This is a genomic window from Pseudomonas fluorescens (genome assembly GCF_019212185.1).
Lineage (GTDB): Bacteria > Pseudomonadota > Gammaproteobacteria > Pseudomonadales > Pseudomonadaceae > Aquipseudomonas.
In genome coordinates this window covers 6,146,340-6,158,644 of sequence record NZ_CP078138.1, presented here as the reverse complement: position 1 = coordinate 6,158,644, position 12,305 = coordinate 6,146,340, and the positions used below count along the sequence as shown (strand labels likewise).

General features: G+C 55.4%; 7 protein-coding genes. 2 read left to right on the top strand and 5 right to left on the bottom strand.

Annotated elements, in window-relative coordinates:
- Positions 1-31: 31 nt before the first annotated feature.
- The 4 genes from KW062_RS27820 to KW062_RS27805 all read right to left on the bottom strand — a co-directional run bounded on the left by KW062_RS27820 (position 32) and on the right by KW062_RS27805 (position 8,770).
- On the bottom strand, positions 32-853 hold the full coding sequence (locus tag KW062_RS27820; protein WP_105753679.1) for a hypothetical protein: 822 nt from the start codon (positions 851-853) through the stop codon (positions 32-34).
- A 442-nt stretch (positions 854-1,295) separates the two neighbouring features.
- The gene (locus KW062_RS27815) at positions 1,296-2,207 is read right to left on the bottom strand and encodes a site-specific integrase (protein WP_105753680.1); all 912 of its coding nucleotides are present in this window, start codon (positions 2,205-2,207) and stop codon (positions 1,296-1,298) included.
- A 399-nt stretch (positions 2,208-2,606) separates the two neighbouring features.
- Positions 2,607-4,163, bottom strand: coding sequence for a DUF5677 domain-containing protein (locus tag KW062_RS27810; protein WP_105753681.1), 1,557 nt, complete (start codon positions 4,161-4,163; stop codon positions 2,607-2,609).
- A gap of 116 nt (positions 4,164-4,279) precedes the next feature.
- Positions 4,280-8,770: an AAA family ATPase gene (locus tag KW062_RS27805; RefSeq protein ID WP_105753682.1), complete on the bottom strand. Its 4,491-nt coding sequence runs from the start codon at positions 8,768-8,770 to the stop codon at positions 4,280-4,282.
- A gap of 249 nt (positions 8,771-9,019) precedes the next feature.
- On the opposite strand from KW062_RS27805, the gene KW062_RS27800 reads away from it, so the two are divergent.
- A complete protein-coding gene (locus tag KW062_RS27800) occupies positions 9,020-9,424 on the top strand; it encodes a thymidylate synthase (protein ID WP_256351155.1) in 405 nt (134 codons plus the stop codon).
- A gap of 67 nt (positions 9,425-9,491) precedes the next feature.
- Here KW062_RS27800 and cadR read toward each other — a convergent pair whose 3' ends face one another.
- Positions 9,492-9,941, bottom strand: coding sequence for a Cd(II)/Pb(II)-responsive transcriptional regulator (gene cadR, locus KW062_RS27795; protein ID WP_027616958.1), 450 nt, complete (start codon positions 9,939-9,941; stop codon positions 9,492-9,494).
- Positions 9,942-10,026: 85 nt separating this feature from the next.
- Between cadR and KW062_RS27790 the strand changes: the two genes are divergently transcribed.
- A complete protein-coding gene (locus KW062_RS27790) occupies positions 10,027-12,297 on the top strand; it encodes a heavy metal translocating P-type ATPase (RefSeq protein WP_105753683.1) in 2,271 nt (756 codons plus the stop codon).
- Positions 12,298-12,305: the final 8 nt, after the last annotated feature.

Sequence of the window (12,305 nt, the reverse complement as noted above, 5' to 3'; positions counted from 1 at the left end):
AGCGTTTGCGCCGGCCATCACCTGGTCAACCTCAGAATTCGTGCTCAATATCGTCGAAGAAGTTCGGGCCAAGCTCGTACTCAAGAGAACCGAATCGCGCTAGGAGGTCTGCTCTCACTTTACCCTCGGCTACGGGTTCAAAATTGATCCAGTAACTGTATACGAGGCCCTCATCCGATTCGTTGGCCGTGACCTCCGAATCGGCTAGAAGCTCTGCGTCGTCGATAGAAATCTCCAGCTCATTCGCCAGGGCCTGGGCCATGGTTTTGCGGTTGCCGCGTTCAGCTTCTTCAACTTGGGCCCAGTGCTCCCATTCAGATCTACGGTCGCGATCAGCATCAGACTCACTGCTGGAGATGACCACGCCCTCGTCAGCAAGTAGCCATATACCATCACGGCGTAGCAATTCGACCGTGGCTTTGAGATAGAAGGCTGCACCGTGATACATCCTCTCCTGATCTTGCTGCCCCTGGTAGGTCAGGGAGACTTCTAAAGTAAGCTTCCCGGTTGCGTCGCTGTAGTCAGCGTTTTCAATTTCAAGAGTATCAATAGTGAATCCACTCGCATTGGTGTCCGCAATCGCGCCGGAGAGCTGATCCTCCAGTTCTAGATCCAGATGGGCGTAGACGTCGTCTTCATGGATCGCTTGGTGAAAGTCTTTGATCCCAAAAACAGCCACCATCAGACGCGCATCCTTGGGGTTCCGTTGGGCGACTACAGAAAACTCATGGTAATCAGCGAAGCCTGCTTTTTGAATAAGGGTTTCTTGAGCGACAGAAAGCTTCAGGCCCTGATCATGAGCAAGCTTTTTAGCTTGGGATTTGAAGATGTTTAGCGGGGAAAAATCAGACATGGCAAAGGTTCCTAAATCTACGACGCTTAGGTGTCCGATTGCCTGTTCACCGGGCAGCGTCTGGTTAGGGACATGCCGATGTAATGCTGGAAGATGTCAAACGATGGGCTATTGCTTCGCGAAACAGGCGCCAGGCGACCATCACCGCCTGACCCGATCATAGGTCAGGAAAATTCACTTCGCAATAGCCAGCGGGAAGGGCATCGTCGGGCTGGTTTCGCAGGAAGTGGCTTGGAGCGTTGCTCAGGTATCGGTCGTGACCGTAAGCGGAGCGCGCCGGCATAGGATGGGCCAAAGTCCTGAGGATGGACGCCCGGAGGGCCCAACATTGGCGAAGCCAAGATTGGGTTCACGACAGCCGTACCCCAACAGGGGGCTCGCCCAAAACAGGAATACTCAATGGCCTCGCAAATTAGTCGCGAAACCATTCCCAAGGTTAGGCCTAGTGAACAGTGCTACTGGTTTTCGGCAAACCGACTCCATATGCCAAGGACGTATTCACTGAGTGGTGGCCCATCCTCACGCCCATTTCGCGCAAAAAGTCGGCGTAATTGTCCGTGGTTTTGCGGATGCCATAAGGTGTGAGCAAGCTCGCATCAATATTCCCTTTGCGAGTCCAGGAGAAACAGATCTTTCTCAGAGTTATAACCGACAGCGGACGCCCAGAGGCATTACCCGCACGGAAAAGATAATCTCCGTCTGACAGCCTTGAGACCTTGATGTACTCCTTAAGTATCGACCTGTACCTATCAGGAATCGCATCGAGTACATGCTTGGTATCACGGCTCTTCACGCTATACACCGCAGCACCCTGTTGCATCCTCGCCGATAGGAACTCGTTTGCCCGCAGCCCACCCAGCATGCATGCAAACAGCGCCCGATCTCTCAAGTCGCCCGATTCGGCAAGGATCTTTTCCAAGGTCTGAACATGTTCTTTGATCAACCCTTGCTGAGTCTGGATAACCAGTTTTGGTAGTAGGCCATGACCAGCAGCGGGAGAAACCTGCACACGTTTAAAGGCTAGGAGTTTTTTCAGGGAGAGATCGTTCACGAGCCGTTCCAGCTTCTGTCGATCCACAGGCGGCGATGTTTCTGCCTGCAGGGTAGCTTTGATGGCTGAACCAATTGCCTTCCTGACATCGGCTTCATGCGGCACAGGCTCATCTGGCGGGCAGACTTTTGACGTCTCGCTGAGATCGTGGAAGCTCAGATAACCTAGTCCCTGCGCGAGCGCTTTTTGAGCATCTGCAAGTGAGATTGGGGCTGGGCCACACCAGTGCTGCTGCAACTGCTTGGACAGGCTTTTGAAGCCACGATTTCGGATCAGGTCGTCTGGATAGACTGGGACGCGCATAGCAGTTCTCCGGTAGCGTCAGGGTGTCGGCTGCCCGCTGACTATCGTCGAAATGCGTGCGAAAAAGTGGTGTTGCAACCTGTGGCACTGGAGCCTTCACGAGCCGACCGTTTGATCCAGGGAGATCAGGGGCATAGAAATTAGCATGGCAATCTGCGGAGCGTCTACGATGGTTCCGAAAGATTGGGCTATGGGCGGCAAGTAAGAGCAGCGGCAGAGACAGGCGCTGCGTTCGTGACACTGGATAAGCTGTTCAAACAATGACCAAACACGGCTCGAGATTGAAGGGTCGTGTAATGTGCCCGAAAAGGGACACTAAGCCAGTTTTAGAGGCTTAATATCCCGATTCGGGATCATTATTAACCAGCAGATGAATCCCGTTTATCCCCAAACCTCAGCCTATGCAGGCTCTTTAGGAGCCGCCGCATTGTTCTCATCATCCCTCGGTGCGTCCTCGATCTCGAAGCGCGTATCAAATCCAGGGTACGCAGTGTTCACGTCGGCAAGAATGGCATTTATTAAATGCAACGCATCAGCAATGGTAGGTTCTAGCATCCGGTGGTATGGCAGTGGGATGCGATGGAACCGGTGCAGAGGGTTCAGACAGTGAGTGAAGTTACTGTCCCTTATTGCACCCCATTGTCCATGGACGAAGCCCGAGGCCCAACCGTAGTACCTGTCGTAGTCATCCTTCGTGCCTGACTCCTCTGCTAGCCTGCGAAGATCTTTACCGGCCCAATGGCCCAGATCGATCTCCACGTACTCTTGGAAGTAGTCTTCGTTCGCCAAGGTTTCCAAAGCCTGTTGGGTCACAAACCGAGCCTTCTGACCGGCCATCTCCTCGTGCTTGAGCAGTGCCAGCTTGGCTTGGCCGGCGCCATAGGAACGGAATTTTTTCCACATCTCGTCGTTCCCACAGCGTACTAGGTAAGCCAGCGAGATCCTGCACTCAGTGAGAGATCGAAGCAGTAGCCTTCCGGTAATGGCTGAGCTCAACGGCCCCATGCTTATTTCGGCTAAGCAGGCGAGAGCGAAGAACCCGAACCCGAAAACGCCATCATGTTTCTGATTCAGGCCAGTGGTGCTCAAGCTCGTGAACCAGTGAGCCAGTAAACCTTCACGGACATCATTGATCGTCTTGCCCAAGATTTTGGGGTCATGGGCAGATTCACCTCTGGCCTCCAACGGAGCTGGGAGGCAGTGGGTATGTTCCAGTGTGTAAGCCCAAAATAATTCGGGCCAGAGGCTAGGTTCTTGATCCGGTTTAAGGCTGATTACAGCCATTTCCATGGATCTAATGGAGGGTCGGACTGATCTCATATCTCCCCGGTGTGGATATTCGATAATTTCCTGAATCCGCTCCCTCATCTCCTCCATGACGAAGATTTCCCCTAGCCCTAGCTTGAACAGTACGCTTAACCAGCGCACATCCGTTGCTTCTTGGGACTGGTGGTCAAAGGTTTTCAGTACCGCCTGGCCAAGGGTCTGCCAGTCGTCCTCGGTTGCTTCAGCAGCGAGTGCTGCTTTCCACCAGTCTCGACCTGGAAGGTTTTCGAGGAGCAGTAACGGACGCAACGCTTGCAAGCCTGAATGGCAGTGGAGCACCCGGCTCACGAGGGCGTTGAAGAGTTCTCTCGGCTGGTTCGGCAAATCAGAGTGGCGAAGCGTCCAGCCCAGTGCTTCTTTTGGCTCCTGTTCGCGGTCATCGTCACGTCGATAGCGAATGCCGATGGAAGCGATGTCCCGAAAAACCTCGATTGCCTCTTCACGGGGAATTACGGTAATGACCAGGCAGGCCCAAAGCATCTCCGGTAGGCGATTGTTCGCCCATGACGAGAAGCTCATCCCTGTGATCTGCATAATGGGGGGTATGAGCGCTTTGCCAACCCTTTTGTGATCTGCCAGTGACGACGTAACTTTCCCGGAGCGATTTGGCTTTTTCTTCCTGTTAGACATGAGCTACTTCCTGTTTGGCTACGCACTGTTCGAACCGTCATCAGCCATCAAGTCGAGGCTAGCCCAGCTAACTAATGCTGAACCTCGACCTGGTGACCACTCCGGCTGCCCCTAATTCAGGAATCCAGGTCGGATGCCTCTCCTGGCTCTCCCTTGTCCACATCCCTTTTCCAATGTTGCAGCTGTGGAGCGCGCTTGCTAAACCAAACGACCCCTTCAGATCGACGCCAGGAGGCATGGCTGTTTCCACCGCCTGGCCAAGCGCCCCGTTCTGTGACAAAAATCCATACACAGGACAGACCGTCTTCCTCGAGAAAGGAGTCAAACAGACCCTGATCTATAAAAGCATGAGAGCCGTCGTCAGGACTCTGCCCGCTGACGAAAAGTGTTCTGCCAGAGCTGTCAGCGTATATGTTTGAGTTGGACTGATGCGGCGTCAGCCCTAGTCGTTTTGCGAGCCATGGTGCAGGTATCAGAGCGTGAGCGCCGTCGTTCAGAGACGCATCTAGATGAGACTCCCAGTGGTAACGGAAACACGGGTAGGCAATCTCAACCTCACCAATATTGTGAAAGTCCATGGTTGACCACTGCTCTTGATCCCACGTCGAACGCCAAGGGGCTTCCAGCAGATAGCCATCGTCCGTCGCATTTCGGGTTGACCAGTTGTCTACTCGAACCTCTTTTTCCATACGGATGTATTTTATGAGTCTCTGCTCATCCTCACGCTTTACGATTACTGGCAGTAAAAAGCGCCACTCCTGTTTTCTAAGCCCATGCTCGCGGCTGGACTTATCTTTGTACCGCTCTGATACCGACCGATGCTCATGTAGGACTATCCAGGCCCGGCCCTTCGCATCCGTCCTGCTGACAAGGCTTGCCATACCCAAAGCCGGATCCTCTTCGAAAGGCCACTTCCCGAGTTCCTGTTCTGAGGTCTGTCGCATGGTGATTTCGGATCTGGGAATGGAATCTTCCGGGCTAGGCGCCTCTTCGGAGGCTAGTAGGATTGTCGGATCTATGTCTCGATGGAAACCTACATCGAGAGGCCCAGCATACTGACGCGATCCATGGAGGGCGCGTTCGGACATCCATTTGTTATCCGCAAGGCTGCAGAGAAGCTCATCCAAAGCCAGCCACTGGTATTTCTTACCAATACGCTCAACCAACGGTCTGTCCCGACTGTAATCATGACGCCTGCTCCGATCTTCGGGGAACAAATCCTTCGTCCAGCCGAGGCCATAGGCACGCTTTGCGACCCAGCGCTGGGCTGCAGTCACATCGATATGCGGTAGCTGGTCAGGCCGCTCCTCGGGGGCATTGAATCGCGGCTTATATTCCTTGCGATACCTTGCCTTTTCACCTGTGCTCAGCATTCTTAGAAGGAGTGTCTCGCACGCCTTAAAGCTTTCAGAGTAATCAGGTGCAGTTGTGCCCTGCCGGCGCTGAAGAAGATCGCGGAAACGGGTCGGCGTGAAGGCATGCATCATCTCAAGGAGTTCGACGCGTTCAGGGCAATGGTCGATGACTTCTTGCTCAAAAATTTCAGATCTTTCAGAGGGGGTCAGGGGCTCAGGCGTGCTCAGCGAGATATTCAGGAACGAAGTTACGCGAGGTCGTATTTCATAGCAGCCAAAGTCGCCACCCCACTGGGCGCATGAGCTCTGTATCTGAGAGTCGCCAGCATGCTTGGCAGCCTTCTCGAGCGCATCTTCTGTAACGGAAAGCCGAATGCTTCTCGAGTTATAGGGTGGACGGGCCTTCTGAATGTCCACGGTTTCCGGCAAGCAGTTTTTGCAAGCTGCGAGCTCGATAATGCCAAGGGCGGCGTCTCGAAGCAGGATGGACGCGGGGACGTCCACTCGGTCGAATACAGCCTTGTAGGTCACCTCAGAAAAGGGGCGCAGAAGCCGTTCACAATTGCTGACACAGCACGCGCCGAAGGCTGCTGTGTGCAGGCGCTCTAGGATATACAAGTCGTCCACTGCGGCGAAGTCATCACAAAGCTTCGCGTACAGAGAATGGTTGCGGATCATCAGCGAGGTAAGCGCTTTGGTGGCCTTGTCCCGCAGCTCCCGATTAGAGCTAGCAAGGAACCATGTGAGGATTATCGCGCAAAGGTACTGTACCTCAGAGTCTGTCTGCTCACTTTGCTCGAGAGCGCTCCACTCTATGAGCCGCCTGGCAGTAGCCCCCTCGTCTAACGGGAGAATATTCGCGTGCACAGTCCAGTATGCGTCCCGCTTCGGCATTTCAAGGACAATTAGCCGCTTATGCAGTGCTTCTGCATTCCAGGGGTGCCCAGCACTCGCGCTGACCTGGATGATAATGTCGAAATACCCATCTTCAACCTCCAGGAATGCGTTGAATAGCTCGAGCGTCCGGTCGGTGAACGACTCATTATTGCGCCACCTAAGACTTTCTATGAAGGCATCATTGACTGCTGGATCATTCGCCCATGCATTGATATCGCCTGGTAACAGATCGAGCAGCTCTTGATTGAAACGCTCAGGCAGTTGCACCGACAGGGCGTCGACCAATCCCACCCAGTCACCATGAATGCTTTCATCATCATGGATGAATTTCAGGGCACCAGATTTCAGTGCATCAGCAGGATTGATTACCGTCTCCAGTATCACTGAGGCCATCAAGTGGTCTTGAAGTCTCTGGAAGCTGAAGCGAACGATGTCTTCAGGGGCGGCAAAAGGATCGGCTCTCCTTTCCCTGGGATCTGGATCAAGCCTGAATAATCCGTTTCTCTGGAGAATTTCAAACCATGTGGTTCCCGGAGGTGCCGGGTATGCGTGGAACCTCCCATCGACGATACGTATGGCGTCGCTATGCGGGACATAGTCCCGTCTGTTTGCAGCCATCTCTGATGCAATAGCAGCGAGTGCCTGGTTCGTCGGCCTTACCAACTCATCGCTACCATCCCTACCGGCACCCAAGTTGCGAGCAATACTCTTCGTATAGAACGAAAAAACCTGCTTCGTGCCGACCAAACCCTTGGGGAACCACTTTTGATTTTCCCTTTCAAGAGCAACGCAGGCGCTACGCAAAAAAAGCGGATTTACAAACTCGGCAGCTAACCATGGGGTGTTCGGTTGAGATATGCCGCGCTTTCCCAAGTATATTCGAGCCGCTCTGGACTGCTCTTCCTGTGTCTCAAATCCGCGAATTCGGAACGCCGGAACCTTCTCACTTACCGCAGGAGGGATAATGTAAGGAATGTATTCAGTCCTACAACTGAAGGCCAGCGTTAGGTTCGGGTGGCGTTCGATTCTTGCCACGAACTCTGCAAGCTCATTACGCCAGAGAGTTAATCCAGCCCCCTCATTTACCGCATCCACCAGGATCAATCCGCGCTTGCCGGTAACGTCTGCGGCGGCACTCAGTGCTTGAAGCAATGCGTCAGGATTAATGTCTCCGACTCCCAGGCGCTTTGAAAACTGAGCCCAGACGCTGTCGCCGTTTAGCTGTTGGCCAAGTATCAGGACGACAGCTCTGCCCTCTGATATGGCGTTCTGCGCTACGTTACCCAGCAGATGCGATTTTCCCGTTCCCGCTTTTCCAAATATGAAGATGCTGCGACCTGATTCCGCAGAAATGTATCGACCCTCGATGAGTGATCTGAAGGCGTATGCTGCACCACTGAGATCTCGCAGTCGGTACTCTATATAGTCCAATGAGGAGCTGCTGGACTTTGGTTCCTTCGCCTTTTCTTGCTTCGCTCGCCAAAAAATTCTTTCTAGATCATGGACGCTTTCTGAAATAGACTCGATTATCTCTAAGGCTGCCGCTACAGGCCAGACTCTGTAGGCGTCTGAAGTAAATGCGAGGCTAAGTTTCTCCAAGTCAATTGTTTTGGCGTGGATATTCTCAATAAGCTCTAAGCTGCCTTCGAATGACTGCTCAATGTCTCCAAGTTGGGCGGCTTTTTGTATTTTTGAAAAGTGATCCTGGATCTCGGAGACAATGCTATCGTCTCGTAATATGACCTTGAATATTCTTTCAATGCCAACTTCCACATGGTCTTCAGGATGGTATCTTTCGTCCAGCGATTTGACTGCTAGGTCAATGTGATCGGAAAACCATTTTGGTGAGAACTCAACGTCGCCGAACCAATATCTGCGCAACCCCTCCGCATTCGGATGGGTGAGTCGATCCGTGATCTCTGAGGCCGTCCATGCAATAAAGTCGACATGTTTACCCGGCGCAACGAGCTTTCCCCATGTTTCCTTTCGAGAGTGCCAGCGTTCCCAACCTGTGTTGCCGCCACCTTGCTTGCCAGTCTTATCAGTCAGGTCACAGGGGAGAGCGACAATATACCTGGACAATCCTGGATGCGTTTCCAAGGCTCGCCGCACGGAGTCGTCAATGTTAGCCCAGTTTATATCAGCCGATTTCGTATAGTATTTAGCTTGATAACCAACCTCGCTTCCATCACTGAGCAACCAGTACGCCTCGATTCCCCCATCTCCTCCAGCACCTTCTATTCGCCTGAACTCCGCGTCAGCGGCTGGTGGTTCACGTCGGGCTAGCTGGCAAACGAGTTCTTCAAATGCGAGGCGCTGTCCTGAATCCATGCCTCTGATGCGTCTGTAATCCATGGAGTGTCCATTGCGAAAGCTAATAGTCGTGATGGCAGATAGCCTGTGCCAAGTGTATACGGTACGGACACGTTCGGAGTCACTAGCCCGTGGGCGAGACGGGCCTACGTGAAGATCGGTGGATCTAGGGGTATCGGAGGCCATCAACAAGTGTTGGCATAGCGACACATTTTCCTGGGCGTCAACGTGGGTAAGGCCCGCAAATGCATGCGCAATGAATGAAGGTAAGTGCTTGTTATTTCTCACGTAATGTGCAATTATAATTCTGCACTACGAGATGATACAGATATTGCTCAAGGATACATTCGTAGTGTGCATCATAGGTGTCGCATGAAGCCATTGGGCACGCCGTTCAACCTCACCGAGGGCGCCGCGCTGCTGAGCCTGGTCGGCCGCCTGACTGGCTACACGCCGCGCTGGTTCACCTATTTCATTGGTGACGCGCACGTCTACGAGAACCACCTGGACATGCTCAACGAACAGCTCACCCGTGAACCGTTCCCGATGCCCAAGCTGGTGATTTCCGACCGTGTACCGGAGTTCGCCAAGACCGGCGTGTACCAACCGGAATGGCTGGAACGGGTGGAGCCGAGTGATTTCTCGCTGGAAGGCTACCAGCACCACGCGCCGATGACCGCGCCGATGGCGGTCTGAGCTGCAATCCTTAAACCTGTGGGGATAACCCTGTGGGTGTAAAACCTGTGGGGGTGTGGATCAACTCTCAATGCCCGTGACTGCGCCCCACATGTGAATGCTCGACCTCGGTCGCCACGACCCCGCCACTGACCTCCAGCCGCTGCAAGATTCCGCACTGTTCGATATCCGGCCCTTCGCTGCAGCGTTGGCGCAGGTCGAGCAGTTGCGCCTGCAGCGCGAGCAGGCCGTCGATCCGTGCCTTGACGTGATGGATGTGCTCATCAATCAGCGCGTTGACGCTTTCGCACTGGTCTTGCGGGCTGTCGCGCAAGGCCAGCAGGCTGCGGATTTCCTCCAGCGTCATGTCGAGGGTGCGGCAGTTGCGGATGAAGGTCAGGCGCTCGGCGTGGGCCTGGGTGTAGACCCGGTAATTGCCGTCGCTGCGGGCCGGCTCCGGCAGCAGGTTTTCGCGCTCGTAGTAGCGAATGGTCTCGACCGCGCAATCGGTCAGTTTCGCCAGTTCTCCAATCTTCATCGCAACGATCTCCAAAAGGGTGCTTGACCCTATAGTGGCTACAGGGTCTTTACTTGGCAACAGGCACCTTCATGGACGCGACCCAATGAGCGACTCCCGGCACACCCACGCCCCCGGCGACCAACACCCCCACAGCCACGGCGCAAAATTGCAGCCTGTGCAAAAGCCCCATGATCACGCCAGTCACGGCGGTTCCTGCTGTTCTTCGGCTGCGTCGCCGGCGCTGGTGAAAATCAGCGAGGCGGTGACTGAAAGCGCGCGCCTGAGCCGCTTTCGCATCGAAGCCATGGACTGCCCGACTGAGCAGACGCTGATCCAGAACAAGCTCGGCAAGCTGGCCGGGGTGCAGCAACTGGAATTCAACCTGATCAACCGGGTGCTGGGGGTGACCCACGACCTGCCGAACACTGCGCCGATCATCGAGACGATCAAGGCCATTGGCATGCACGCTGAGCCGATCGAGGAGGGCGCCGCTGACGACAGCCGTCCGCTGCCGGCGAAAAAACATTGGTGGCCGCTGGCGCTTTCGGGTGTCGGCGCGCTGGCCGCTGAAGTGATCCACTTCACCAACGCCGCGCCAAACTGGGTGGTGGCGATCATCGCGCTGATCTCGATTCTCAGCGGTGGCCTGGGCACCTACAAAAAGGGCTGGATTGCCCTGAAAAACCTCAACTTGAACATCAACGCGCTGATGAGTATCGCGGTGACCGGCGCGGTGTTGATCGGCCAATGGCCGGAAGCGGCGATGGTGATGTTCCTGTTCACCGTTGCCGAATTGATCGAAGCCAAGTCCCTGGACCGGGCGCGCAATGCCATCAGCGGCCTGATGCAAATGACCCCGGAAAAGGTCACGGTGCAGTTGGCTGATGGCAGCTGGGTCGAACAGGAAGCCAAAAGCATCGAGCTGGGTGCTTTGGTGCGGGTGCGTCCCGGCGAGCGGATTGGCCTCGATGGCGAAGTGATGGCGGGCAACTCGACCATCGACCAGGCGCCGATCACCGGTGAAAGCCTGCCGGTGGAAAAGACCGTCGGCGACAAGGTTTTTGCCGGCACCATCAACCAGTCCGGCTCCCTTGAATACAAGGTCACCGCGGCGGCCAACAACTCGACACTGGCGCGGATCATCCACGCCGTCGAGCAAGCCCAGGGCGCACGTGCGCCGACCCAGCGCTTCGTCGACGCCTTCTCGAAAATCTACACCCCGGTGGTGTTCGTCTTCGCCCTGGGCGTGGCGTTGATTGCGCCGCTGTTCATGGGCGCCGCCTGGTTCGACTGGATCTACCGCGCCCTGGTATTGCTGGTGGTTGCCTGCCCGTGCGCGCTGGTGATCTCGACCCCGGTGACCATCGTCAGCGGCCTCGCGGCGGCGGCGCGCAAGGGCATCCTGATCAAGGGCGGCGTGTACTTGGAGGGCGGCTACAAGCTCGATTATCTCGCGCTGGACAAGACCGGCACCATCACCCACGGCAAGCCGGTGCAAACCGATTATCTGCCGCTCGACCCAACCGCCGAAGCCACCGCTCAGGTACTGGCCGCCAGTCTCGCCGGACGCTCCGACCACCCGGTATCGCTGGCCGTCGCCAACGCTGCTGTGGATAAACAAATGGCGCTGCGCACTGTGGATAACTTCGCAGCGCTGACGGGGCGCGGAGTGCGCGGCGAAATCGACGGGCAGGTCTACCACTTGGGTAACCATCGCTTGGTGGAAGAGCTCGGCCTGTGTTCACCGGCCCTCGAAGAAAAACTCTTCGCGCTGGAACAACAGGGCAAGACCGTGGTGCTGTTGCTCGACAACTCAGGTCCCTTGGCGCTGTTTGCCGTGGCGGATACAGTCAAGGAATCCAGCCGCGAGGCGATCCAGCAACTGCATGCGTTGGGGGTGAAAACCCTGATGCTCACCGGCGATAACCCGCACACCGCTCAGGCCATCGCTGCCCAGGTGGGCATCGATCAGGCCCAGGGCGACTTGCTGCCGACCGACAAACTCAAGGCCATCGAAGCGCTGTATGCCCAGGGGCATCGGGTCGGCATGGTTGGCGACGGGATCAACGACGCTCCGGCGCTGGCCCGTGCCGAGATCGGTTTTGCGATGGCTGCAGCCGGCACCGATACTGCGATTGAAACCGCCGATGTCGCCCTGATGGACGACGATCTACGCAAAATCCCTGCATTCATTCGCCTGTCACGCCAGACCTCGACTGTCCTCACGCAAAATATCGCGTTGGCATTGATCATCAAGGCGATCTTTCTTGGGGTAACCTTCTTCGGTCTGGCCACCATGTGGATGGCCGTGTTTGCCGACATGGGCGTGGCCCTGCTGGTGGTGTTCAACGGTCTGCGCCTGCTGCGCAAGTAAACGAAGTG

Excerpts from the sequence above, each read along its gene's own strand:
- cadR (WP_027616958.1), bottom strand. The coding sequence starts at position 9,941 with ATGAAGATTGGAGAACTGGCGAAACTGACCGATTGCGCGGTCGAGACC.
- KW062_RS27800 (WP_256351155.1), top strand. The coding sequence starts at position 9,020 with ATGTGCAATTATAATTCTGCACTACGAGATGATACAGATATTGCTCAA.
- KW062_RS27805 (WP_105753682.1), bottom strand. The coding sequence starts at position 8,770 with ATGGATTACAGACGCATCAGAGGCATGGATTCAGGACAGCGCCTCGCA.
- KW062_RS27810 (WP_105753681.1), bottom strand. The coding sequence starts at position 4,163 with ATGTCTAACAGGAAGAAAAAGCCAAATCGCTCCGGGAAAGTTACGTCG.
- KW062_RS27820 (WP_105753679.1), bottom strand. The coding sequence starts at position 853 with ATGTCTGATTTTTCCCCGCTAAACATCTTCAAATCCCAAGCTAAAAAG.
- KW062_RS27790 (WP_105753683.1), top strand. The coding sequence starts at position 10,027 with ATGAGCGACTCCCGGCACACCCACGCCCCCGGCGACCAACACCCCCAC.
- KW062_RS27815 (WP_105753680.1), bottom strand. The coding sequence starts at position 2,207 with ATGCGCGTCCCAGTCTATCCAGACGACCTGATCCGAAATCGTGGCTTC.